The sequence below is a fragment of the Pantoea sp. JZ2 genome (assembly GCF_035191405.1).
GTDB classification, from domain to species: Bacteria; Pseudomonadota; Gammaproteobacteria; order Enterobacterales; family Enterobacteriaceae; genus Pantoea; species Pantoea stewartii.
The window spans coordinates 100,709-126,662 of record NZ_CP045248.1; the positions used below are offsets into that span (position 1 = coordinate 100,709).

Annotated in this window: 21 protein-coding genes; 11 read left to right on the top strand and 10 right to left on the bottom strand. The window is 50.7% G+C overall.

The genetic code is table 11. The features are described from left to right. Positions 1-80: 80 nt before the first annotated feature. Positions 81-875, bottom strand: coding sequence for an SIR2 family protein (locus tag GC087_RS22965; protein WP_033742404.1), 795 nt, complete (start codon positions 873-875; stop codon positions 81-83). Beyond that, a complete protein-coding gene (locus tag GC087_RS22970) occupies positions 872-1,432 on the bottom strand; it encodes a non-canonical purine NTP pyrophosphatase (protein WP_033742402.1) in 561 nt (186 codons plus the stop codon). Before GC087_RS22970 ends, GC087_RS22965 begins: the two co-directional genes overlap by 4 nt. Positions 1,433-3,207: 1,775 nt before the next feature. On the opposite strand from GC087_RS22970, the gene GC087_RS22975 reads away from it, so the two are divergent. Further along, complete coding sequence (locus tag GC087_RS22975) at positions 3,208-3,603, top strand: H-NS family histone-like protein (RefSeq protein ID WP_006121986.1); 396 nt, start codon at positions 3,208-3,210, stop codon at positions 3,601-3,603. Positions 3,604-3,663: 60 nt separating this feature from the next. On the opposite strand, the gene GC087_RS22980 is transcribed toward GC087_RS22975, so the two are convergent. Continuing rightward, entirely contained in the window at positions 3,664-4,743 is a 1,080-nt protein-coding gene (locus tag GC087_RS22980; RefSeq protein ID WP_039339626.1) for a tyrosine-type recombinase/integrase, read from the bottom strand. Between the two features lie 1,071 nt (positions 4,744-5,814). On the opposite strand from GC087_RS22980, the gene GC087_RS22985 reads away from it, so the two are divergent. Next, positions 5,815-6,015 carry a hypothetical protein gene (locus GC087_RS22985; protein WP_141119408.1) on the top strand — a complete coding sequence of 67 codons (201 nt, stop codon included), beginning with the start codon at positions 5,815-5,817 and terminating at the stop codon, positions 6,013-6,015. Positions 6,016-6,345: 330 nt separating this feature from the next. Here the strand turns inward: GC087_RS22985 and GC087_RS22990 are convergent, their stop codons facing one another. Continuing rightward, entirely contained in the window at positions 6,346-8,886 is a 2,541-nt protein-coding gene (locus GC087_RS22990) for a YbcC family protein (RefSeq protein ID WP_324030734.1), read from the bottom strand. Between the two features lie 29 nt (positions 8,887-8,915). Continuing rightward, on the bottom strand, positions 8,916-10,481 hold the full coding sequence (locus GC087_RS22995; RefSeq protein ID WP_324030735.1) for an NADH-quinone oxidoreductase subunit L: 1,566 nt from the start codon (positions 10,479-10,481) through the stop codon (positions 8,916-8,918). A gap of 98 nt (positions 10,482-10,579) precedes the next feature. On the opposite strand from GC087_RS22995, the gene GC087_RS23000 reads away from it, so the two are divergent. From GC087_RS23000 to map, 3 genes are all read left to right on the top strand, one after another. Further along, positions 10,580-11,482 carry a LysR family transcriptional regulator gene (locus GC087_RS23000; RefSeq protein WP_006121992.1) on the top strand — a complete coding sequence of 301 codons (903 nt, stop codon included), beginning with the start codon at positions 10,580-10,582 and terminating at the stop codon, positions 11,480-11,482. Positions 11,483-11,682: 200 nt separating this feature from the next. Further along, complete coding sequence (locus GC087_RS23005; RefSeq protein ID WP_039339494.1) at positions 11,683-11,925, top strand: ParD-like family protein; 243 nt, start codon at positions 11,683-11,685, stop codon at positions 11,923-11,925. Beyond that, positions 11,925-12,710: a type I methionyl aminopeptidase gene (gene map / locus GC087_RS23010; protein WP_006121994.1), complete on the top strand. Its 786-nt coding sequence runs from the start codon at positions 11,925-11,927 to the stop codon at positions 12,708-12,710. The genes GC087_RS23005 and map overlap by 1 nt, the downstream gene beginning before the upstream one ends. Before the next feature lie 63 nt (positions 12,711-12,773). Here map and GC087_RS23015 read toward each other — a convergent pair whose 3' ends face one another. Together GC087_RS23015 and GC087_RS23020 are read right to left on the bottom strand one after the other, a co-directional pair. Next, on the bottom strand, positions 12,774-13,835 hold the full coding sequence (locus tag GC087_RS23015) for a diguanylate cyclase (RefSeq protein ID WP_324030736.1): 1,062 nt from the start codon (positions 13,833-13,835) through the stop codon (positions 12,774-12,776). Positions 13,836-14,046: 211 nt separating this feature from the next. Further along, complete coding sequence (locus tag GC087_RS23020; protein ID WP_033742384.1) at positions 14,047-14,358, bottom strand: hypothetical protein; 312 nt, start codon at positions 14,356-14,358, stop codon at positions 14,047-14,049. A 158-nt stretch (positions 14,359-14,516) separates the two neighbouring features. Between GC087_RS23020 and GC087_RS23025 the strand changes: the two genes are divergently transcribed. Beyond that, on the top strand, positions 14,517-15,200 hold the full coding sequence (locus GC087_RS23025; protein ID WP_006121996.1) for a RipA family octameric membrane protein: 684 nt from the start codon (positions 14,517-14,519) through the stop codon (positions 15,198-15,200). 264 nt (positions 15,201-15,464) lie between these two features. Here the strand turns inward: GC087_RS23025 and GC087_RS23030 are convergent, their stop codons facing one another. Continuing rightward, positions 15,465-16,286, bottom strand: coding sequence for a Cof-type HAD-IIB family hydrolase (locus GC087_RS23030; protein ID WP_277284326.1), 822 nt, complete (start codon positions 16,284-16,286; stop codon positions 15,465-15,467). A gap of 225 nt (positions 16,287-16,511) precedes the next feature. Here GC087_RS23030 and GC087_RS23035 point away from each other — a divergent pair, with 225 nt between their 5' ends. Further along, on the top strand, positions 16,512-17,774 hold the full coding sequence (locus GC087_RS23035; protein ID WP_324030737.1) for a DUF1479 domain-containing protein: 1,263 nt from the start codon (positions 16,512-16,514) through the stop codon (positions 17,772-17,774). A gap of 58 nt (positions 17,775-17,832) precedes the next feature. Then, positions 17,833-18,582, top strand: a complete 750-nt coding sequence (locus tag GC087_RS23040) for a DeoR/GlpR family DNA-binding transcription regulator (RefSeq protein WP_172913273.1) — start codon at positions 17,833-17,835, stop codon at positions 18,580-18,582. 15 nt (positions 18,583-18,597) lie between these two features. Here GC087_RS23040 and GC087_RS23045 read toward each other — a convergent pair whose 3' ends face one another. Beyond that, positions 18,598-19,605, bottom strand: a complete 1,008-nt coding sequence (locus tag GC087_RS23045; protein WP_110268503.1) for a LacI family DNA-binding transcriptional regulator — start codon at positions 19,603-19,605, stop codon at positions 18,598-18,600. Between the two features lie 315 nt (positions 19,606-19,920). Here GC087_RS23045 and ascF point away from each other — a divergent pair, with 315 nt between their 5' ends. Further along, positions 19,921-21,369, top strand: coding sequence for a PTS cellobiose/arbutin/salicin transporter subunit IIBC (gene ascF / locus GC087_RS23050; RefSeq protein WP_205951423.1), 1,449 nt, complete (start codon positions 19,921-19,923; stop codon positions 21,367-21,369). Positions 21,370-21,398: 29 nt separating this feature from the next. Next, positions 21,399-22,829 carry a 6-phospho-beta-glucosidase gene (locus tag GC087_RS23055; protein ID WP_033742371.1) on the top strand — a complete coding sequence of 477 codons (1,431 nt, stop codon included), beginning with the start codon at positions 21,399-21,401 and terminating at the stop codon, positions 22,827-22,829. Between the two features lie 94 nt (positions 22,830-22,923). On the opposite strand, the gene GC087_RS23060 is transcribed toward GC087_RS23055, so the two are convergent. Then, positions 22,924-24,690: a sensor domain-containing phosphodiesterase gene (locus GC087_RS23060; protein WP_058702513.1), complete on the bottom strand. Its 1,767-nt coding sequence runs from the start codon at positions 24,688-24,690 to the stop codon at positions 22,924-22,926. Between the two features lie 823 nt (positions 24,691-25,513). Here GC087_RS23060 and GC087_RS23065 point away from each other — a divergent pair. Continuing rightward, complete coding sequence (locus GC087_RS23065; RefSeq protein WP_006122003.1) at positions 25,514-25,753, top strand: hypothetical protein; 240 nt, start codon at positions 25,514-25,516, stop codon at positions 25,751-25,753. Positions 25,754-25,954: the final 201 nt, after the last annotated feature.

The following is a 25,954-nucleotide window of genomic DNA, read 5'->3' on the forward strand; positions in this document are numbered from 1 at the left end:
TATAACACAGTCGGCGACGTTTTCCAGTGAAGAAAAGACACAACGGTTAAACCTGCCCTGCTTACGCCATTCGGTGTGCATCAGGCCAGTAATTCTTCCATAAACTCAGCCAGCGCTTTACGGGGATCGTCCTCTTCCGACACGATCATTTCGATTCCCCATTGCCCCAATACTTCTTTTGCCACCGGGTTATTGCGATTGGTAAAAAGGTAAGATTTGGGTCGGGCGGTTGCCAGGCCTGTGCGCCCCCACATTTTTGTCAGCCGATAGAAGAGCAGACGAATATTAAAATCACTGATGCTGTAGCCAACAAACAAAACCGAATTGCCCATGACATCATGGGTCAGCTTGATATCTAACGGCGAATCAAAATAGAGGCGTTCAAAGTAGCTGCTTTCATCCAGTACGATAGAAGTATCGTCATCAAAGTCGCCATGAAGTTTGATGATATGACGTTTATCTTCGGTGAGTGAAACCAGATCGGCTGCATTCGCCACTTTTGAATAAGGCACGCCATGGGCCTCATGCGCGGCTTCCAGCCACCGATCGTAATTCGTGGTATAGATGCGTGAAAAGTTGCCCTGAGTGATCATGGTATGAATTTCAGAGCTGCGGACATCAATATCAGGCCGGTGCCATTCGCGATCCATCCAGCTTCGTAACGGTCCTAACGAACCTTTTTTCTGCTTGTAGTACTCAGCCAGAGAGAGGTGCGTACCGTAAGTATTAAAAATTTTCGGATCGTACCCCAGTTCATTAGCCAGATGAGCGATAAGCTCATGCCATTCAGGCAGGCCGAGATTACGGGAAAGACCGGCTCCGGCAAACAGAATGAGCTTGCCGGAATCGTATGCGCGTTTGAGCTCAGGTTTCATGCCACGCCTCGTGCAGTTTTTAAAAAGGCAGCAAAACGATCCAGCGCAATGCGACGGTTGGAAATTTCGTTTTTCTTCTCGCCCATCTCAGCGAAGGTTTGATCGTATCCTTCGGGAATAAAGATACAGTCCCACTGGAATCCATGGGGACCGGCAGGTTCAGGTGCAATAGTGCCGCGCAATTCGCCGAAAAACTGGTACATTTTGCGTCCGTCGCAATAACCCAGTACGGTTTTGGCGGTTACACCCTGACTGTCGAGGCCCTGTACCAGCGATGCAAAGCGATCGGCACCGAGGCGATTCCAGAAAATACGCGTCAGCCCCGCAGGCAAACCATTCAGGCCATCCAGATACAGCCCGGTGTGCTCAACAAAAAGCGGACGTCCGATAATAGAGAAGGCCTTCGTCAGTTTATCTCGCACTAAATCCAGTTCATTTTCCGTTTGAATTTCTTCAATGCGACGCGCGATGGGTACGACGTCCACGCCCACAGGTTCCAGTATTCCGCGGACCTCCGCCAGTTTTTGCTCATTGGCCGAAAGGAATCTGATTTTCATGCTTCTTCCACGTTGATTACGCTGCCTCAGTCAAATTTATCATTAAGACAGAACAAGAGGTTATCGCTGGTGAGTGTAGCGCAAATTCGCGCCTTTCTGGCGTGAACATTTGCGCAAAACGCGGGGTTACAGAGTAGAGCGGATAAAACAGAACAACGCAGGACGTGAATAAGTCCGAATAAGGCATGATGTAAAACACCGCTCCGTTTAATAAGCACCCGCTGCATTGGCTATTTAAAGACACACAATCTTTTGCGCATCGTCTGCGTTTTTGCACCTTTCCAAAGCGCGGAAATACCGTAAGCCACAGAGAAACCGGCCGCGAAGTTCTTTCAGGGGCTCTGTTCGCCAGCCAGACTGATGCAGGCGTCATCATAGTACTGACAGTATCAAGTCACTAACGTTTTATTTTCCATCCAGTGCCTGACAGATGAATCGAAAATATTACGCATAGCATAAGCCGTTTATCCTGCGCTCTCTGTTCCGTTCGTCAAAGCCGCATCACTCGTCAGGGGCTGAACCTGTCTTTCACTGGCAGAGAGTGCTCTGGCGAGGCTGTATAAAAGAATCGGGAAGAAAGTCGGACGTGACGACCTGACAAGGACCTGTGTATTTATCGGTGGCAAAGCTGTTTTGCAAACGGCAGCGATGAACGTTTATATCTTTTATTGCTAATGTACGGCATGTGCAGACCCGTGCCGCCCTTCACACCGACTGTTCACCCTTCCGGCATTTCAAAATTCATCCTGAGGAAAATGATAAAGACGCCGCACTACGCATGTTTTTGTGAAAAGCGGTTTTGAATGGTTCCAGAAAGCCCCTGCACGTTATTCTGTCAGACAGAGCGACTCACTTTTCAGACGTGGAATGAAAAGCATCCCATAGCGGAAAAGATGACAATATCCGCCTTAGCGAAAAGTGCAAGAATCTAATGGCAGCAATACGTTGTGTTTTCATAAGCAAACGGCATCACGTCCGCAGCCATATAAATGTTGTTGATCTGATAAATTCTTATAGCGACGATAACCTCCCGACTGGCTTTAAGTACAGTGACGGAGAGAGGCCATCAGGATGATATTAGCTACCCGTTTTTATTCTTGCCGTCACTTGTCAACGCTCCGCTTATAGCTCTGCTTTACAGCACGAAATGTGTGATTAAACCTTAAGACAGACAGGCGCGCGTACCCACAATGTTATCCATCATAGCGATCTATATTGCGCTGACTAACCGTGTTAAAAGAAGGATTTGTCCTGTAAGAAAAGTTGCAGACTTCAGTAATCGTCTGGCTTCACAAAAACTAATCCCGTGAACAGGAATGAACAAGACGGTTAACGCATTATCCGGCGATTAAGACACAACCATTTTGGAGCAGAATGAAGATTAGGACAATTTATCATGGGGAATTATTAACCTGACGTTATCATTTACCTGCGCTGGAATGAAGCGACTTTATTATGCCGTAATATCCCTGTAACTGGTAAGGAGGTAATGCATTACACACTGATTTTTATTGCTTTTTTAAGTAAATAAATGGGCGTTATTTTCAATACGTCACCGTAATATGCTACCGTTTATCACCTGGACCTCAACGAAAAAGGCGCTGACAATGCGTCTGGCATTTAAATTTTATGTATGTTTAATGCGTTTAAAATGCCGTAATAATCCTAAGCGGTAACAAATTTGTACATTTCAGACAGAAGAGATATTTCTTTCCTTGATTATTTTTCGTAGAATGACCCTGTTTAAATATTCGCTGTAATTTAAGGATTAACCAATGGATGCGCTCAAAGCATTAAATAACCTTCGTATTCTACGCGCACAAGCCCGGGAAATTGAGCTTGATGTGTTAAATGAAATGCTCGAAAAGCTTTCTGTCGTTGTCGCTGAACGCCGTGAAGAAGAAGAAGCTGAGCAAGCTATGCTGCGCGAGAAAGCAGATAAGTTAGCTAAGTATAAAGAAATGCTGATGAATGACGGCATTGATATTTCTGAACTGGTTGATTTGCCCACAGAGACAAAAACAAAAGCTAAGCGCGCACCTCGCCCTGCTAAATATCGCTATACCGATGAAAACGGTGAAACTAAATCGTGGACAGGCCAGGGCCGTACACCATCGCCAATTAAAAAGGCGCTGGACGCTGGCGGTTCGCTTGACGATTTCCTGATCTGACAAAATGCGCGGTATTGATTTCGATACCGCGCATTTTATTGGAAACATTGTTTTAAGAGATTATCTGCTCATCATCATTATTGATGAACTGGCTAATTGTAGCGTCTCATTCTCATACCGATGAGGGAGATGATGGTAGCTGTCGCTTTCAGTAATACGCTCAACCGTTTCTGAATACCGCTCCAGCGCAGTCCGCATTTGCACAACATAATCATGCGTATCGTAAACCCGATCGATTCCCTCTAATGCATGATTCATAATTTTTCTTGCCACATCGTTTGGCGTGTCCAGCGCGGCGAGTTTCGAACGTGCCGTTCGACGTAAATCACGCGGCGTGAAAGGTTCCAGCCCTAATCCCCGAGGCGCACGCAACATCCGGCGTAGTGCCTGATTCAGCGCACCTTTCGAAAGCGGCTGCATGACATCACGCGGCGCAGGTACGAGCCAGGGAGAAGCCGGATCGCTGGCGGCAATTAAGGCCTCAATACAACGGCGCATTAACGCTGAAATGGGTAAAGTATGTTCGCGCTGGGACTTGTTACGTGTTCCCTGCTTCCATAATCCGGATTGCAGATTAAATTCTGATTTCCGCGCCTGAACCACTTCGTCAGGCCGACGGGCACTGACCAGACACAGGCGTAAGGCCCAGCGTACCTGTTCTGACAACGACCAGTTATCCAGACCATGCCAGAAAACCCAAATCTCCGCGTCTGACAGTTGCCGGCTTCGTGGAGGTGACGCACGGCCCGCAATATCACGTTTCCTCAGTGAAGCCACGGGCGAATGCGCCAGGTAACCCTGCATTTCGGCCCAGGACAAAAACTGTTTAGTCAGAGCAAAAACGCGCCGGGCTTCCTCTTTTTTACCTTCAGAAATCAGGACGTTATAGAGCCTGTTTAATCGTAAACGCGTCAGGTTTTTTAGCGGTAAAGTGCCAATATTCGGCAACACATGCCTGAGTAATGATGATATGGCAATTTCGGGACGACGTCGGGTGACAAGCAACGACAGTTTTACCCACACGCGGATAACCTGCTCCACTGTTCCTTCGTCGCCAAAATTATCCAGATCAGACAAGGAAGCATGTCTGATCTGATTGAGCCAACACATAACGTGACGGCCCACATGCGGCGATGTCATTTCTGTCAAAATTTCTGCCACTGCCTCTCCTGATCGTAAAACTGTCGGCCAGATTCTACCTTCCAACAGCCTGTGACTCCAGACCTGTTAAGTCTGGAGTCACAATGGTAGCGCTGTACGCTTTTTAAGAAATTCATTAAGGAAAAGACTCTTATTCTTTTTGAATGGATTGGTTATTAAACCCGCAGAGAACAACGCGATAAATGATGGATTATTTCCACAATAGCGCTATTTCAGAAGATAAAGACGATGAATGGGATACGTCAGCTAACTGCAAAGTATGCGGTCAAAAATTCCACGATGCGTTTTGTGTCTTCGACAGCTATTCGCTGTACGGAGATCCGGGCAGGAAACCTCTACGCACGTTCAGATGAACAGGCGCTGTAATAGCAAGTGAGACAGTTTCACTAATATCAGGAGGCGCAGATAAATTACGGGGTTCTGATCGTCGTGCTACCGCTTCATGAGTGCGCCCCCTGCCATAAATTATGAGGCGCACCGCCAGCAAGATCTCTGCAATACCTGCCTCGGGATACAGGAGAGATTAACGATAACAAGGCACTCTCGGGTTGACCATGTGGTCAGAATGCATTTGATACAGCGGCACTGCACTCTTACATTGAAAATGAAACAATTGCGCGTAACACCAGCCGCTTCAGCTCTTGCTAAACGTATAGTTAAAAACTCGTCCGTTTTGAGTTTGCACAGTAAGCGTCTTTCCCGCCGATGTATCCAGGGCTCTGGCCTGACTGTATTTCCACATCATGACCTGCTGCCCGTTGGGATAAGGTGATTCTGTATCAGGCGGTCCAAACATACGAATGAGCTCCGCGCGTGTCGTCTGACCGGGTTTAATCTTCTGAATAGTCGCCGTATCGAAATTGTGTCCCACAGAGTTAGAACATGCAGCAAGAACCCACACCAGGCCCATGATAATTAGTGATCGCATTACGTTGTTCCCGGAGATGAGTTTGACATGCGTTGCATCGCGCTGTGTTACAAGGGTTGTACTATCTTCTTATGATATCGGCAAAATAAGCATTCACTGCAATAAATGTCCGAATGCGTATTATGGCCTACAGACCGCCCGATGGCGTACTAAAATTCCGTACTGGCATGTCGACATTATTAAAAACGTTGCGTGATGAATTACCGCTGCTCTCTGTCAATACGATTTCCGGTTTCGCCACCGCGAGACAAAGGCTGAAGGTGACGGCTATGGCCGTGCTGCATGTGGACGACTCGCCTGTTTACCCTGACGACATTCGTTAATTCTGCTGCCTGAATGACATCGATAAAGCCCTATTTTTCAGTCTGTTAGCCAGACATCACTCTTTAAAACACCCATTCAATTTCGTATGCCACCCAGGATTGATCGCCACGTCATGCTGAACGTCAGCTTACCGGCAAAAAAATGCAGGCCGTTAACTGGCCTGCTCGCGTTATCCTGAAAATGGTTGAAACGATTTTTATGCCTGTACAAAGGGACAGTTGCCCCTTTGTACAGAATAAAAAAATCACCTGTTAGTTACACTGTAAATTTTTTGGTCTGGCAGACAGTCGCTTCATTTTTTCAGCGAAGGCCTTAGTACACAGGCGTTCTTATAGACTCTCCAGACTCAGTGGGAGCCAGTTACCCTGTGCATAGCGTGCCAGACCGGCCTCCTCAAAGCGCCAGAGATGGAGCCAGCCGTTATCGAGCAGTTTCCGGATAACCTCATGCTTACCAATCACTGCGTCAATGGCATTTTGCGGCGCGTCGATAACAACGGTCAGGCGCAACGGCTCGTGCATCCAGTGCTCGCCGTCATGGAGCGACTGACGTGATAAACCGATCCGCAGATCGCCGCCATTGCCCTCAAAGACACCGATGCGGCCCCCCACTACGTTGTGCAGCACCTTATTGCCGCTCCCCAACCTTTGCGGATCGCATGTTGACGCGTGGTACTGCCAGTTGATCCAGTGCGTGACCAGCATGGGTGCGGTCATCAGGCCTTCCAGTAGACTGCCATCACTATCCTGACTCGCATCGTAGTCATGCAGAAAGCTGCGCCCGCCCAGGACTACGCCACGACTTCTGTGACGAGGGGCAATAAGAAAGGCTGCGTTGCCCGAAAGACCCCATTCGGGACGGGTTTGTGCCCCGTCATTAGCGCGACGGCGTAGTTGTCCGAGCAACACATCTTCGGGCGCACGCGGGTCCAGCTTAAGGGCGGGTGCCCGCTCGCGGCGGACCTGATCACTGGCTTGATTAAAAATCGGTTGCAATCGCTCACAGCGGGCGCGCGCACTTTGCGGCAACAAATCGAGATCAAACCACTCGATTTCATCGGTAGTCGTGTTATGCAGGGCGGCCACAAACGTCGTAGAGTCCGGAATCACTGTTCCTTGCGCTTGCAGCCCCTGGCGAACCTGTGGTTCGTTAAGCAATTGCGCCAGACTGCGTGCATTCACTTCACCGGTCTGGCCACAACAGGCACCACAGTCCAGTGCCGCTGCGTGGGCATTGTTAGCTGACTGGCTGCCATGTCCAACGAGGAGCACTATAGGTGCCAGATGCTGTTCCAGGCCCATGGCATGAAGAACCCCGGCAGCGAGCTTAACTTTAGCCTCAGTATCCAGCCCAACCAGTTGTGGGCGGCACGTCTCCCGAAACCGCGCAGGTAAGCCAGCAAGATCATCTCTGGCACGTGCTTTATTGCCCGGGCGTAACCAGTTTACCAGCTTGACCGAGTAGCCCAGTCCAACCGCTTCCACAAACGAGAAGGCAGCCCCCGGCCAGCGGCTAATCGCATTCCATTGATCGGCCATGGCAAATCGGGCGTGACGCGAACGACTGGCCTGGCTTTGCAGTGCCGCATCGGCTTTATATTGCGAACCCGCCTCCACGATACGGTCAGCGACCTCCAGGGAAGGCGCAAGTAAGCCGGGTAACTGGGGACGGCGGGCTTGCGTGCCCAGCGGTGTGTAGGCAACGGGAAGGCCAAAGAATCCTGCAAAACCGATGGTCTGTATACCAGCACTCACGGTCTCAAGCGCACGGCGCAACGGTTCACTGCGCACATCAATGCAGAAAGCAGCCTGTGCTTCGATTGCCTGATGTTCCGTACCATGACCGTTTGCCGAGGCCAGCCGATGTGCCAACTCACGCTGATAGCCAATCTCCAGCGCCAGTTGCCATACTTCCTCAACCAGCATCGCCTGTTCCGCCGCCTCCAGCACCTGGTGAGCCTGTTTCCAGGCGTGCTGAAGCGAAGCAAGCGCGTGCCGGGTTGCTGCATCATCTTTGCATTCCAACAGGATTACGCCCCAGGCTAAGCGAATCGTCAGCAACTCGCGCAGGTGTGGGTCCTTACCCCCCGCCAGTCCCGCCTGCCAGCTCAGAAAGGCACACCAGGAAGCCCACCCATTCACGGTAAGCAGCACCGATTCCAGATAATCCGCCCATACAGCTTCAGGCAGGCCCAGACGTGCGATAAGCCAACGCTCCGCATCGGTAGCATTATCGGGTAAGGCATTGATAGCATTTGTGATATGGGGCAACCCCATTAACAAACCGATACCCTGATCGTGCCCCAGCGTATCCCGCCAGAAGGCATATAAGCCCTGCCGCTGAGGTTGCCAGTTCGCCTGATCTTCATCGAAGTAGGCGGCGCAGGTTTGACCAACCTGGTGCGTGATAGCCTGCCGCCAGGATAATCTCTGGTGCCGATCAGGATCGTTGTCGAGCACATCAATTAGCAGCGGCAATTGCACTGGTGAGGTTCTTGCCTGTAACGCATCCAGGCACTGTTCAGCCGTCAGACCGGTCGCTTGTGCTTCGGGCAGCTGATGTAGCGCCAGATTGAGATCGGCAAGGCTGATACGGCCCTCGCGCCAGGCCAGGAACTGCTGATCTCGCGATGGGAATACCCGGATACCGCCGAGTACCGCCATCCGGGCGGCCACCCTGCGTACCGGCATGCCAATACGCAACCAGTGAGGGTTGACAGCAATGGCGCGGTCCAGCGGCCATGTTGGTGCAATCGCCTGGCAGGCCTGGCTGCAAGCCTGCTCAATTGCAGCATGCCGGGAACAGGCGTTTTGTGTCGATTGCGTCAGGCTCGCCGAACCGGTTTTTTCGTTATTGACTAAGGTATCCATCAGTAGGCTCTCCAGTTTATTCGTATGGTTCAGCTCAGCCTGTCAGCAACAGGCGCGGTTGGCACTTCAGGTTCAACGTGCATAGAAACCCGGGATGTGAGGTTAACTGGCCATAAGCGCAGCGCCAGACGTGTGAAGGCTTCGTCAAGGTAAAAACCCGCATAACTCCATTGACGCAAGCGCGACAGGTGTTGCGGCTGCTTTTGCAATAACACCTGACAGAGATACAGGGCCGCCATGCCTGCCAGCGCGATCAGACCCAGACTGTCATCCGGCATATCCTGCAGGCCAAGCGGCAGCGCATGTGCTGACAGCGCAACTGTCGTCAGACAGATCACCGTGACGCACCCGAAAAGAAGCTGCGCCGACTTTCCAGACCCGCCCTCTGAAGCCTCGGGTAACCACAGTAACGGTGCCCAGGCCATACCAAGCACCACACTCCACCACCAGGGCCAGGCGGCAAGACCTGAGAGCATCAGCACCAGAAACACGGCGGTAATTGTCAGCACGGGGGCAAAAAACACGCTAAGGGTGCTGGGCAAAGCGGCCCGGTGCAAAGCCTGCAGGCGAGTGTCTCTTACACCTTCCGAGGCCGACAGGAAAGCATGGGCTTTATAGAGTGAATGGCCAATCAGATGCAGTGCCGCCAGCGTATAAAGGCCAAGCGCGCATTCGAGCAGCATGAAGCCCATCTGCGCAACGGTTGACCAGGCCAACCGCACTTTAATACTGATGCGAGTCAACATGACAATGCCTGCCAGCACAGCGGTCGCCAGCGCGAAAATCAGCAACAGGATGCGCGCAGCGTTTGCCTGATCTAACATGGGAGCGAAGCGCATAAGCACAAAGCCACCCAGATTGACGACGCCAGCATGCAAGAGCGCGGATACCGGTGTTGGCGCCTCCATCACCTGTATCAACCAGCCATGCACGGGTAGCAAGGCCGTACGAAAGATGACCGCCATTACGAGCAGAACGGCACTCGCCTGTAAGGACAGGGACATGCCATGCTGAGCGATATGCATCCCCAGAGCTGACAGCGAGAAACTACCTACATCCCACCAGGCGAGCGCGGCAGCGCCAAGCAACATCACGTCAGCCATGCGATCCGCAATGTGCTTTTTGTGTGCCGCAAGCCGCGCAAAAGGCCGATCGGGATAAAAGCAAAGCAAGTGCTGAAGTGCCACACCGACTGCGGCCCAGGCCGCGATGAGCAGCAGCCAGTTATCGGCGATCACGAGCAGATGCACGCTGCACAGCACAACGGCCAGTGCGCCAATATAGCCTCGCTGGTTGGCTTCCCCTTCAAGGTAACGCGCAGAAAATGAAGCGATAACCTTACCCAGCACTTGCACCAGTAAAGCCAAAACCAGGCCAAAAGAGGTTGCCATTATTACGCCCGTCCATTGCGCACCACTGATGCCCGCGGCAAGACACAGTCCGGTTAAGGCAATGGTACTCAACGAGACTCCCTGTAATACACGCCAAAGCATCGGCGTGGTAATCCAACTAAACCGCGTCAGTCCCGCTAATGCGGCCATTAGAAATGCTGGCGCCAAAAAACAGACCAGATGCAGAACATCAAGGATATTCATTGTATTTCCCTCATACGCTTAATTAGCCGTATGATCATTGACCTGAACTATTCTGTAAAATATATTTATTTGCACATTTCAATATTAAAAAACGAATAATGAACCTCAACCAGTTGAATTTTCATCACCTTTATTATTTCTGGCGCGTGGCCAGGCTTGGGCATCTGACGCGGGCTGCCGAAGAGTTGGCCACCTCGCAATCGGCCGTTTCGGTGCAAATTCGGCAACTGGAGGATCGACTTGGAGAAAGTTTGTTAATCCGTAAAGGTCGCCGTCTGATGCTGACAGACACAGGTCAGCTGGTTATGGCCTATGCCGACAACATCTTTGGTCTGAGCCAGGAGATGTTGGGACGGTTAAAAGGCACGTCAGCCGGTGTTACACGGTTACGCGTGGGCAGCGTGGCAACGCTGTCGCGAAATTATCAGGAAAACTGGATTCGGCCCGCGCTTACCGACCCTGCCATAGTACTGACACTGGAGTCCGGATTACTGGAGGGCCTGCTGGTCAGGCTGACGCAGCATAAGCTGGATGTGGTGCTGGCTAATGAGACAGTACCTGCCGATCCCGATCGTCCGTTGCGCTGCGTGTTCCTGGGCAGCCAGTCTATCTCCGTCGTCGGCCCCGCGAGCAAATGGGCGTCACAAAGCCTGCGCATCCCGGAAGACCTGGATGGCGTGGAGATTGCCCTGCCCGGCCCGCGCCATGCCCTGCGTGCGCAATTTGATGCTTTATGTTCTAAGGCCGGCGTGACGCCAAGACTGCGAGCCGAGGTGGACGACATGGCGATGCTGCGTCTGATCGCCCGCGACAGCGGCTGGCTCACCGTGTTGCCCGAGGTTGTGGTTCAGGATGAGCTACGCGCCGGCATTCTTGTCTCCGTGGGCCAGTCAGATGAACTGCAGGAGCGCTTCTTTGCCATCACAACACCACACCGGCATCGTATTGACGTGCTGGAGCAACTGCTGGCAGGGGCGCAAAAATTACAGGTGCCCAACTGAGTATCACGCCGATTGCAGGTTGCCTGGCAATGTATTGAATCGCCAAATAACTAAAATATAAATATGCATTGGTATAAAAGATACAGACGAAAGTCGCGTAAATTTCACACATTTTCAGATGCCCAGGAATTTTCATTGCAATTTCCACTGCAGGCATTACCCTGTATATAAAACGCATACATTTTATATACAGGATGAGTATGGGCATCGTAAAAATATCCGACGTGATGCATGAGAATCTTCGTATTGCCAGTCAGGCAATGAGCCGTTCGATCAACTCGCAGGCTGAGCACTGGTTAAAACTGGGCATGCTGGCCGAGCTCTATCCGCAGTTAACGCAAAATGAACTGGCGCAAACGCTCATTCGTATAGAAATGAACGGCGGTGCTGATATTCGCCAGGTGCTGCATAAGAGTGACCTGGCCCCACAGGGAGAAGTGTAATGGGAACAGTGAAAATACATTCCGCCGAAGAAATCGAAAAAGCTCGCGCGGCAGGTCATGCTGCAGCACAGGTGCTGGCCATGATCACACCGCACGTTCGTCCAGGCATTACGACGGAAGAGCTGGACGATATTTGCCACGATTTTATTGTCAATGAACTCAACGTGACGCCGGCTAATATCGGTTATCACGGTTATACGCGAACCACCTGCACCTCTGTAAACCACGTTGTCTGTCACGGCATCCCTGCGGCAAAAAAACTGAAAGACGGTGATATCGTGAATATCGATGTCGCCATTATCAAAGATGGCTGGTATGGCGACACAAGCCGCATGTATTTTGTAGGCACACCGTCCGTGCGCGCCAAACGCCTGGTCGATATCACTTACCAGTCGCTGGTTGCCGGTATTAAAACTGTCCGTCCTGGCGCGACCTTAGGCGATATAGGGGCAGCCATTCAGCGCATTGCTGAAAATGCCGGCTTTTCGGTTGTCAGAGAATATTGCGGTCATGGCGTCGGCGAGATTTATCATACCGACCCACAAATTTTGCATTACGGTACGCCCGGTGAAGGGATGCCCTTGAAAGCAGGTATGATTTTTACTATCGAGCCGATGATCAATGCCGGAAAAGCGGGCACCAGCGTGCTTTCCGATGGCTGGACGGTAGTCACGAAGGATCGATCACTCTCCGCACAGTGGGAGCATACCGTTGCCGTTACCGACACGGGTTTTGACCTGCTCACGCCCTGGCCCGAGGGAACGGGCGATTATCCCGCTATCTGAGTCAATAAAGCCGCCCTTAACAGGCGGCTTTATTTTTGCGGTATAAGATATCGCGCCCTGTGCTTAAAGACCTTGCCATAACTTTAAACCATTACGTCCTGAGCGTTTAACGTCATATAACGCTTCATCGGCACGGCGCAACCATTCGTGTATCGAACTGGCTTTTTCTGCACAGGCAATACCAATACTGACTGAACAGGTAAAATCGGGCGAAGCAGGCAACCGTAACTGCGTAATGCGCCACTGAATATGCTCAGCGAGTTTGACGATGCCAGCGTCATCAGCATCACGGACAATGACGCCCAGCTCATCGCCACCGAACCGCGCCGGTGTGTCTTTCATTCCCACACTGTCACGTAATAAACCTGAAATTTCCGCCAGAAGAAAATCCCCTGCTTCGTGACCATAGGTATCGTTAACATGTTTGAAATGGTCAACATCGATCAGAATCAGATAGGCTTTACTGTCTCCACGGCGGGTACGAAGAAATTCGCTTTCGAGTCGACGTTCAAAAAGACGTCGATTAGGAATTTGCAAACCCGGATCCATTAATGCAATGCGTTCAAGTTCGCGATTTTTTTGACGCAGCATATACGTCAGATTATGGGATACAACGCTTAACGCCAGCATATAAAAGGTCGCCAGCGGTAATGTCAACCAGGCTGTACGGAGGCTGAACGTCATTGATACCGGCGCACCTTCAAGCGTCCAGACCAGAAGAAAGGCAAAAAGAAATGACTGAAATGCGGACAAGAGCTGTGGCCAGCCGCCTGCTGCGTAACGGTCGGAAATTAATACTGCCATGATCACAAAACACGGCATGGGACTCAGCGCCAGCAACGCGACCCAGATACCGCCAAACGCCGCATCAAGTGTCAGATTTATTCTTTCCCTCGCGGTTGAATCACGCGCGGAAGCCGCAAGGCGATAGGCCAGAGACGGCCAGACGATGACATTACCGATCAGTAACGCAAAAATAGAGATGCCGTGACCCTGTTCGACTAATACAGAAGCGATTGGCATGGCACATAAAATCGTCCCTAATTGGCGCATTGCGAACATGCGACGAACAAATCGCGTCGATCGCATTTTGAGATGATTATCATCGGGTGAGTAATAGGTCATTCGAAGGCGTAATTAGCAGTCTATATAACGCAGTTTATCTACAAAAAGAGCAGGCAGCATGACTTTTTAAGATTCTTTCCGCTTTATTTATTATTTTTTCTGGTGAGAAAAAAATGTTAGCTGCCCGCATTTAAAAAAATACGTTTAAGCCTAACGCGCAACATCATCTCATTGTCATGCATCAGGCTGTCAATTTAGCAATACATTGCCGCTATCTCCTGCGGCCCTTCGCGACCGACGCAGACCAGTTAAAATCGTTGACTTCACTGGCAGTCAGTGAGGAGGGTTTCTTTTTTCGGACAGGTTTTTTGTTTTCCTTTTCTGCTTTTAACTTTTCTTTAAGCAATTTATCCGCCATCACCTGCTGACGCGCTTCAAGGTTAAGCGCTTTCTCTTTTTTGACGTCCGGTTCTTTACCCGTACGCTGGCGGTATTTTTCAATCAAATGATGAAGCACTTCATTGACGGCAAGTCGCTCTTCATCGCTGAACTGATCGATGGAAATCATTTTCTTGTCATTCATCGTCGCTTTCCTCGTCGTGGGATCATCGGCAGTGTACAACAAGCCGGATGAATAAAAGGCATTTGCTTGCCTCTTAACGCATTTTAACCGGGAACGTGAGTATCATTTCGTCTCAGGACAGCTAAAATAAGCGAAAATTAACAACGAGAATCTGGATAATGAAAATCCCCCTGCCTGACGATCATAAAGCATTTATCACCGCACTTCTGGACGAACCCGTTGACGTCATTGAGATGCACTCTCCCCACGCTGAACACATTGATCGCGCTTATACTGTCGCGCTACAGCAAAAAAATCATGAGGCTGAGGCAGACTGGAAACGGACGATCACGTTTCTGGCCCTGTTCGTTTTTCTCTATGCGGCGCTGGGTGCATCACTGACGCTGGACCTGAGTCCCGCCGGGGCGAGTCACAAAAGTATTGAATACGCGTTAGAAGCCGTGCCGGTGCTTATCGCCTTTTCCGGCTTTTTTATTTCTGTGCTTTACCTGTTTCTTGTGCGCGCGGGTTCACGTCAACGCCGTAACTGGCAACGAACACTTTTGATTCTGGAAAGGTATACCACTGGTCATGTATTTAAACTGACGCATCAGCAAGGCGCGGGTACCAGCAACTACTCGCTTTCATCCATCATGCTGGCGCTCGCGATGTTCATTTGCCTCACATGGTTAATCATCTATAACTACCTTACCTTCACTACCAGCGGTGTGTTTGGTAGCGTCATTTCACTGTTTATCAGTACGATGGTTTATGTCATTTTGGATATTCAGCTCCTGAAACCGTGGCAGTCAGAGGCTGAAAACGATCCCTCCGGTGTTGATGAAAATAAAGCCGATCGCTAACCTTCCATGGCCCGATATGCATCGGGCCAGCCTTTGCATCTGGCAGGCGAAACAGGCACATAGGTTAATGCCAGGGATAACCTAAAACGCTTAAAGTATGTTGTAACTATATTATGCCTCGTTGATGCTCAGCTTACGTTCAGGCTCGTCAGGGAGGCTGCTCACGATGAGTGAGCAGCCTCTGAAAACATCGCTACAAGTGACAACGTCACCTGTGGTTTCCGTAAGACGTGATTTGGGTTGGTTGATGTCTGATTAGTGAAATCAGTCGAATGGAAATTCACGAGCCAGAACGCGGGCAATCACATTCAGCGCGCCCTCGTCCGTATTACTCTCGGTTTTAAAACGCGCGACAGCCGAGACAGCCTCACCCGCATTGGCCATTGCAAAACTAAAGCAGGCCTGACGTAACATCTCGATATCATTCGCGCTGTCGCCGACAGCCACTACTTCACAATCGCTAATGCCCCATTTTTGCTGAAGCAAAGCGATACCGTGCGCTTTATGGCAACCCGGAATAATCAGGTCAATAAAGCCATAACCGCTGGAAACGGGATGCATGATGTGATCGATTTCGCCCAATTGGGTATGCAAACGCGTCATCAGGCTTTCAATCCCTTCGTGCGCCAGATTGAGCGAGAACTTAAAGACAGTGTCATCAATATCGTAAAGGTTGTCGCGCTTCTCGAGTCGGTAATAATGATTTTTTAGCATGCCGATCACGCTATCCGGCATGGACGCGTGAACATAAGCGCTTTTGCGGCCACAAACAACGACGCTGATATCCGGTTCTCTGGACAGAATATCGAGTACGCTGTGTACCCTTTCTTTTGCCAGCTCGCCACAAAATATCACTTCATCGCCATGCGACACCCACGCACCGTTTTCTGCCACGAAGGCAATTTCATTTTTGATGTCAGGAAAATATCGCTGTAACTGGTAATACTGATTGCCGCTGGCGACCACAAAATGAATACCTTTTTCTTTGAGCAGAGCATACTGGCGTGAAAAGCGCTGGACATTGTACTGCTTGTTTTCATCAAGAAAGGTACCGTCCATATCCACTGCAATCATCCTTACTGCCATTTTACTCCCCCTTTGCTCCCGGCCTTAACAGGCTAACTGTGTGGTTAAGCTTACTCGCTGTAAGGATTATTGAAAGTTACAAACGCTGAATTTCCGCCTGTTATGGCAAATTGTGCCGTCGCGCCCAGATTGAAAGTTAAAGCTCTGTTAATAATGACCATCACCTTCGAATGAAGGTTACATAAATTTCATTCGAAATAACATCATCTGTTAAGAGGTTAATCTATGCGCGAAGGACTTCACTACACCCCACTTCCTGAGGACATCTCTGCCTCTATCCGTAACTTTAAGCAGCGCGCACGTAAGCAGATCGGCGACGTTGAGCGCGTATTTCGGCAAGTCTGTCAGAAAACAGAAGAGGCCATTGCCGAAGCGAGGCAGGAAGAGGCTCAAACCGGGAGCGCCTGGCCCATCGTCACGGGCGAGGCGATAGCCTCAGGCACGGTTTCCCCGGAAACGCGGGCGCGTATCAAGCGGCGCGGCTGTGTCGTCGTCCGGCAGCATTTCCCCCGTGAGCAGGCACTGGCCTGGGACGCCGACATGTTGCGTTATCTGGATGAAAACCAGTTTGATGCACAGTACCGCGGGCCAGGAGACAATTTTTTCGGCAGTCTTGAGGCATCCCGTCCAGAAATTTACCCCATTTACTGGTCTCAGGCTCAAATGCAGGCCCGTCAACGCCCGGAAATGCATCAGGTACAGTCGTTTCTGAACCGGTTATGGACCTATGAATCGGAGGGGCAGCGATGGTTTGATCCTGACGTGAATATCCTCTATCCAGACCGTATTCGTCGACGGCTACCGGGCACCACGTCAAAGGGACTGGGTGCGCATACCGATTCAGGCGCGCTGGAACGGTGGCTGTTGCCTGCTTATCAACGCGTCTTTCACGCCGTTTTTAACGGGGATATTGATCGCTACGATCCCTGGAATGCCGCTCACCGCAGCGACGTCGATGAATACGATGTACCGGACACCACAAAATGTTCTGTCTTCCGCACTTTCCAGGGCTGGACCGCGCTGTCCGATATGATCCCGGGTCAGGGTTTACTTCACATTGTGCCCGTCCCCATGGCAATGGCCTATCTTCTGTTACGTCCACTGCTCTCCGATGTGCCGGAAGATGAACTGTGCGGTGTCGCACCCGGCCGCGTCCTGCCTGTTAATGAAAAATGGCATCCCCATTTGATGAAGGGCTTATGCCCGGTACCGGCTATTACCGCCGGCGATTCCGTTTGGTGGCATTGTGACCTTATTCACGCGGTCGCGCCGGTCGAAAACCAACAAGGCTGGGGAAATGTGATGTATATTCCTGCTGCGCCGCTGTGCGATAAAAACCGCGCGTATGCGCATCATGTGGCGCATGCGCTGAAGCAAGGCCATTCCCCTGCGGATTTCCCACCGGAGCATTACGAAGCTGACTGGAAGAATCGCTTTACCCTGGCCGACCTTAACCCACTCGGGAAACGCAGCCTGTGCCAGTCCTGATAAAAAAGAGTAAGCGGGTTAATGCCCGCTTTGGTTCAGTAGGATAAAGGGAGCCGGTATGAATACGCGCCAGGAAAAAATTATCGAACTGGTCAATGCGCGTGGCAGCATCACCGTCAGTGAACTGGCTCGCGTTGTCAGTGTGTCTGAGGTGACGATACGGCAGGATTTAACACAACTTGAACAGCAGCGCGTGTTACGTCGCGTTCACGGTGCAGCCGTCGCGCTGGACAGTGATAATGTGAGCACACGGATGAACACACGTTTCAGCATCAAACAGGCTCTGGCCCGTTATGCCGCCGGACGCGTCAATGAGGGCGAATCAGTTTTTATCGAGGGCGGCAGTACGAATGCCTTACTGGCACTTGCGCTTGCCGGTCGAAAAAATCTGACGCTTATCACCGTCAGTCACTATATCGCTCATCTGCTGAAAGAAGCCGATTGTGAGGTCATTGTGCTGGGAGGCCGGTTACAAAAGAGCAGTGAATCGATGACCGGGCCACTGACGCGTTACTGCATTCAGCAGACCCACTTTCATAAAGCGTTTATTGGTGCTGATGGCTGGCACCCGGAAACCGGTTTTACCGGTCGCGACATGCTACGGTGTGACGTGGTGGACGCTGTACTGGCAAAAAACGCTGAGAGCTATGTCCTGACAGACAGCAGTAAATTCGGACAGCTTTATCCCTATCCTTTATCGCCCGGTTATGCGCCGCGTCATGTCATCACGGAACACGGGTTGCCCGCGGATACCGTGAACCGGCTTACAGAGCAAGGCACCGAGGTGATACCGGTGACGATCGCTTAAAGGTGGCTGTCGGTTTCAGGGTGCGACGCTGACAGAATCGCGCGACACCAGACTGGCGATAAAAGGCTTACGCTGCATTAACTCGCCGCCATCGAGCATGGCGACCAGCCGGTTGATAGTTTCATTGATCATGTCGGTAACCGGAAACTTCATGCTGGAGAGCGAGGGAATCACATACGGAGCCAGCGGGATGTCATCAAAACCTATCACCGAAACTCTGGCCGGTACGGCAATGTTGTTTTCCGTGAGTTGTTTAATGGCACCAATTGCCATTTCATCGTTGCTGGCTACGATAGCGCTGAAAGACTCGCCGCTGGCGAGCAGGGATTTGACCGCCAGCATGCCGCTTTGTGCGGTCCACTTACCCTGCACAATCAACTGGGGATTAGGCGCAATGCCCGCCGCGCTTAATGCAGCCTGATAACCGGAAAGTCGTTCCTGACTGGTAGGAGAATCCAGCGAGCCGGTGATAAACGCGATATCACGATGCCCCTGTTCAAGCAGATGATTGACAGCCAGCCGCCCTGCTGCCTGCTGGTCGCTGAATACACAAAAACTTTCATGAATGCGCAGGCGGCGATTGATTACCAGAATGGGTTGTTTGTGGTCGGAAATAATAGCATCCAGTTCATCAATACTCAGAAAGCGCGGATAGATGATGATGCCATCGCAGCGTAGATCGAGCAAAAACTGAATCGCCGCGCGCTCCTCAGCGGCAGTGTGCTTCCCGTCAGCCAGAATTAACTGACGATTCTGCTGCTCCATAATCCTGGCGGAATGCGACATTAACTCGCTGAAAATATTGCCGCTGTACAGTGTGTTAGTCACCACCAGCCCTATGGTTTGTGTACTTTTATTTGCCAGATTACGGGCCAGTAAATTGGGCCGATAGCCTGTCTCAGCGATAGCCTGCAAAACGTGTTCACGTTTCTCTTTGCCGACGTAACCGTTGCCCGACAATACCCGGGAAACCGTTGCTTTTGAGACACCGGCGCGTTTTGCCACTTCTGAAATCGTTGTCATATGAGGATCGCCAGAATTCTCAGCCTGAAAGCAGTCTACCTAAGTCTTTCATTATTTGAAATATTTACACGCCAGCCCACAGGGCGCGCCAGATCATTGACAGTGACCTTAATCACAGAAATAACACAGGGTGATTATTGGCGCTTGTGTCAGCCCCAAAACAGCTTCATGATTTTGTGAAACCGGTTTCCTATTTTGCCGTGCCGATCGTCAGTGGTCACGCAACGTTCCCCTGGCGAAAGACGTAAAACAATAAGGCAGCCGTCATGAGCGGAAACCAGAACGCACTTCCCTCTACCCTACGAGAGAAACATCATGTCAGGAAATTATGCCGGGATTTCACAGGCCATCGTTACCGCCTTAGGTGGCCTGAACAACATTAGCGCCATTACGCATTGTATGACGCGCCTGCGTTTTGTTGTGAAAGACGACGACAGTGTCGATCTGGCGGCCCTGAAGGCCGTCAACGGCATCATGGGCGTCGTGCATACCGATACACAGTATCAGGTGATCATCGGGAATAATGTTGCCAAAGCCTATCAGGCCGTTCTGGCCCTCGGTCAACCGCAGGCTGAAAGCGCTTCGCCAGTTAAACGTCGTATCACGCTGAAAAGCATTGGTGCCGGTATTCTCGATGCGCTTGTCGGTACCATGTCACCACTGATTCCGGCGATCATTGGCGGATCGATGGTCAAACTGCTGGCCATGATTCTGGATATGGCGGGCGTTTTTGACAAAGGCTCGTCCACGCTGATCATCCTGAACGTTATCGGGGATGGGGCATTCTTCTTTTTACCGGTCATGGTAGCGGCTTCTGCCGCACTGAAATTTAAAACCAATATGTCACTGGCGATTGCTATTGCCGGCGTCCTGGTGCACCCCACTTTCATCGATTTAATGGCCAAAGCAGCTCAAGGCCAGCATGTCGAGTTTGCTTCTGTTCCGGTGACGGCGGTGAAATATACCTATACGGTGATCCCCGCCCTTGTGATGACGTGGATTCTGTCCCATATCGAACGTGGCGTCGATCGAATTACGCCTGCCGTCACCAAAAACTTCCTTAAGCCGATGCTGATTGTGCTGATTGCGGCACCGATTGCGATTGTATTAATAGGTCCCATTGGCATCTGGATCGGCAGCGGTATCTCTGCGCTGGTCTACACCATTCACGGCTATCTGGGCTGGCTTTCCGTGGCCATCATGGGCGGGCTGTGGCCGCTACTGGTAATGACCGGCATGCACCGGGTTTTTACCCCTACCATCATCCAGACGATTGCAGAAACAGGTAAAGAAGGCATGGTGATGCCTTCAGAAATTGGGGCCAACTTATCACTTGGCGGTTCGTCGCTGGCCGTCGCCTTCAAAACGAAAAACCGCGAATTACGCCAAACGGCGCTTGCAGCCGCGGCCTCCGCTATTGTGGCCGGTATTTCTGAGCCTGCTCTTTACGGTGTCGCCGTGCGCCTGAAACGCCCATTAATCGCCAGCCTGATGAGTGGCTTTATCTGCGGTGCCGTTGCCGGAATCGGCGGGCTTGCCAGCCATTCAATGGCTTCGCCAGGATTATTTACCAGCGTGCAGTTTTTTGATCCGTCCAATCCCCTGTCGATTGTCTGGGTCGTGGCGGTAATGGTGCTTTCTGTCGTGCTGTCGTTCATTCTTACTCTCATTCTGGGGTTTGAAGATATCCCTGAAATGACCCAGCCGTCTGCGCCCTCGTCCGTCGTCACCGCAGAAAAAGCGAACGCGGTTAACGCCAGTTAATTAATGATTACAGTATTAAAGAGGATGTCATGTCTGAGTCAGTATTCCCGGAAGGATTTTTATGGGGCGGTGCCCTGTCCGCAAACCAGTCAGAGGGCGCCTTTCTTGAAGGCGGGAAAGGATTAACGACCGTTGACATGTTACCGCTTGGCCCGGCACGCATGCCGGTGAAACTGGGGCAGGAAAAACGCGTCACACTGCGCGATGATGAATTTTATCCCAGCCATACCGCTATCGACTTTTATCATCGCTATCGCGAAGATATTGCGCTGATGGCAGAAATGGGATTCACCGTCTTTCGCACCTCTATCGCCTGGAGCCGACTTTTCCCTCGTGGAGATGAATTAACGCCCAACGAGCAGGGGCTGGCGTTTTACCGTGATCTGTTTACCGAATGTCGTCGCTATGGCATTGAGCCACTGGTGACGCTGTGCCATTTTGACGTGCCGATGCATCTGGTAACGGAATATGGATCGTGGCGTCATCGTAAAATGATCGCGTTTTTCGCACGCTATGCACGAAGCTGTTTTGAGGCATTCGACGGCCTTGTGAAATACTGGCTTACCTTCAATGAAATTAACATCATGCTGCATAGTCCGTTTTCAGGCGCTGGGCTGGTGTTTGAACCGGGTGAAAATACCGAGCAGGTTAAATATCAGGCTGCCCATCATGAACTGGTTGCCAGTGCGCTGGTAACGAAAATTGCTCATGAGGTCAACCCGGCCAACCAGGTAGGCTGCATGCTGGCAGGCGGCAATTTTTATCCCTGGTCAAGTAAACCCGACGATGTCTGGGCGGCACTGCAAAAGGATCGTGAAAATCTGTTTTTTATCGATGTGCAGGCACGGGGCGCCTACCCAGCGTATTCCGCGCGTCTGTTTCGAGAGAAAGGCATTGAGATCGTTATGGCGGAAGACGATGCGGAGATCCTTAAAAACACTGTCGATTTTGTTTCATTCAGTTATTACGCCTCTCGCTGCGCATCTGCTGATATGCATGACCAGAACAGCAGCGCAGCCAATGTCGTCAAATCGCTGACTAATCCGCACATCGCACGTAGTGAATGGGGTTGGGGCATTGATCCGCTTGGACTTCGCATCACCATGAATATGATGTACGACCGCTATCAGAAACCGCTGTTTTTAGTCGAGAACGGTCTGGGTGCACGTGACGAGTTAACACCAGAAGGCGAAATCATAGACGATTATCGTATCAGCTACCTGCGTGAGCATATTCGCGCCATGGCTGACGCGATTGGCGACGGTATTCCCGTACTGGGTTATACCACATGGGGCTGCATTGATTTAGTGGCGGCTTCAACCGGTGAAATGAGCAAGCGCTATGGTTTTGTCTATGTTGATCGGGACGACCACGGTAACGGGACGCTGGAAAGACGCCGGAAAAAATCGTTCTGGTGGTACAAGAAAGTCATCGCCAGCAATGGCCGCGATCTGGATTGAGTCGGTGTGCAGCCACGAGACGTGACCAGACGCGACGGCGGTGAAGCATTTAAAGGGATAAGGCGACAGATAATACTGTCGCCTTCTGGCCCGGTTATTTTTGCAGCAGCCAGTGTTCAATCTCGCTGGCTGGCAGCGGTTTAGAAAAAAAGTAGCCCTGAATCTGGTCGCAACCATATTGCTTCAGCAGACTCAGCGTCGCTTCGGTTTCGACCCCTTCCGCCAGAACCGTATAATTCAGCTCCTTCAACATCTGAATAATGCTTCTGACAATCACTCTGGACGCCTGATCGTTGTCCATGCGGTTAATCAGAGACATATCAACTTTGATAACGTCTAAGGGAATTTCCTGTAGATAGCTGATGTTGCTGTAGCCTGTGCCAAAATCATCCAGAGAGATAACAAACCCCTCGGTTCTCAGCGCTTCCAGGCCGTTTATAGCAACATGGCTTTCTGTAATGAGTTCATTTTCAAGGCACTCCACGCCCATAAAGGACGTAGGCAAATCAGCAGCCTGCATTTTACTGGCCAAATCTGCCGCAAAGCCGGGGCGTGAAAAGTCACGTTCACTGACGTTAACTGAGACAGGAATTAACTGATATTCCTGTTTCCACGTTTTGAGTTGAACGATGACACGATCGATGACCCAGTCCGTCAGCACCGAGATCAGGTTTGTTTTTACAGCCAGGGGAACGAAATCGGCAGGGAACAGCTCGCCTCGTTCCGGGTGATGCCACCGGATCAACGCTTCCAGGCCCACGGTTTTGCCGGTTTTTAAACACACTTTGGGCTGATAAGCCAGATAAAGACCTTCGTCTTTTTTCAGCGCCTGTGCCAAATCATTCATGATGAGAAAATCATCCGTGCGGCGCGAATCATAAGCATGATCGAAGGTCATGGCACCGCAATTCTGATAAATGCATTCATGCAGTGCGCTTACCGCCTGACGAACGATTTCATTGGCATCTATCTCTCGGGAGACAAATTCTGTTTCACCTGCATAAACGTCGATATCGATCGTGATATTGTCCGCTAAATCCGCCTTCAAATTCTTGAGAACATCAATCGTGCTTTGTGCCGTGTACCCTTCAAGATAGGGCTGGATGAGGGCAAACCGACCCGGTGCGAATGAATAAAGCATATCATCGGACTCAAGTTCGAGGCGCGCACTGACCAGGCCGGCGATTTGCCGGAGCAGGTTTTCTACCGGCGCGATACCAAAGGTGCGCGAGAGTTCATAAGCATGCGGAATATCAATGCAGTCGATAAGAATAAGGCGGAAGCGTCGATCAGGATTGCTCACGGCCAGCTGCTGCATATCACGCAACAACCGCGGGCGATTAGGAAGATGCGTGATCAGGTCAGTAAAACTGGCCAGATTCCAGGCGTCCAGAAATGAGGTGACCAGCCTCGCTAACGACTTTAAGGTTTCGAGTTGCGCATCGTTAAAGGTATGGGGTTGCGTATCTGTGACACATAACGTGCCCAGAACCAACCCTTCAACATTACATAATGACACGCCCGCATAGAAGCGGATATGCGGCTCGCCTTCCACTAACGGATGGAAAGAGAACCGATTGTCTTGCAGTGTATCCTGAATGACCAGTTGGCCGTCGCCATCAATAACATGTCGACACAAGGAAACATCACGTGACGACGCTTTAAGATTAAAGTTGCGGGAAACTTTAATGTATTGATTTTTGTCGTCAATAATTGAGATAAAACTGCCCGAAATGCCGAGTGCCTGCGCGGCAAGCTGTACAAATTTTTCCAGCACCTCATCCCTGGTTACATCAGGTGACAAAAGTGCTTTAACCGCTTTAAGACGATTTTCTTCATTGCCACTTTGATTATCGTGCACAACAGCCTCCCCATGTGCGGGTGCAAAACGCAGAAAACAATTTAGCCTAATTTTAAATATTTAGCGCCACATTGACCGACAATTTATAGCAAACAAGAGGCCATGCGAGACTGTATAACATGCAAGAAAAGGTTTTAAGTCATTTTTAACCGTAAATGTCACAACGTTCTGCGTTATGCCCGACACGCAGGCGGCACTTTTGGTGAGTAGACGACATCGCTGTCAATGTTCAGGCACAATAATCGATCCGCTTACCCCATTAAGGGTATTGGTCCACGTTAAGCGGTTTTTTCTCCCGACGCTTTATCTTGCCACAGGCTGCCTCTCTCAGTAATGAATGCGCATTCAGTTATTACCTGTTGCGCGCCTGTAAGACTGCCGTTATGAAATATTACTTAAGCTTTTCTGTCAGAGATAAGAACTTAATAATGGCAAAACATCCTGACGGCACAGACGTTAATTAAATGCAAAATGTAAAGTTATGGAAGCAAAGATTAACAAACACGGTCGGGGGCTTCGTGATGGCGCGAGGAATACAGAACAGTTCAGGCATCTTAGTGTCTGCAGACACGATAAATGTCAGCAGACTTCTGGCTGAAAGCATAAGGAAATGGACGTTAGCCCGCTATCGCCGGCTACGGTATGCTGAACAGCTTTTCTTTTCGCTTATTAAACGACGCCCTGACGGTAATGATGGGCTGACACGCTGATAATTGGTACACTTATTGCCTTGGCGGAACAATGCCAATGCTGAACTCGATTAACAGGTTAAACAACCCTGCCAGTTGGCGCCAGCAGGTCTGGGTTGCTCAGGAAAAGAAGTATGCTGACTGACGATCAACTGAATTACATTCTCAGCCACCCCGACGAATTTTCAGATCAGGTTGTGGCAATGGCGAAAGAGATACGGGTTTACCGTGCTGCGTTCGCACAGCCCTATGCGATCATTGAACCATTAGGTATGACGTTTATTGGCGATGAAAATGGCGCGATGGTGTGGCATCCGAAACACTACGAAGAAGGCGATACGCCGCTCTACCTCAGACCATCAATGGAAGAATAACCGTTGTGACATATTCATACTTACACATCTGTAAATCCCCGTCCTGGCACGCCCCCGTTCACCTTCATTCATGTCAACGCTGCGAGACTCATGTTACACACTGATCCTCCCTTAGTCAGCCCTGCTCTTCACCCCGTAGCATCAACACTTCATCTATCCATGTTTAGTTTGATTCGAGACACTGCCTGGCGCTGCCATGAT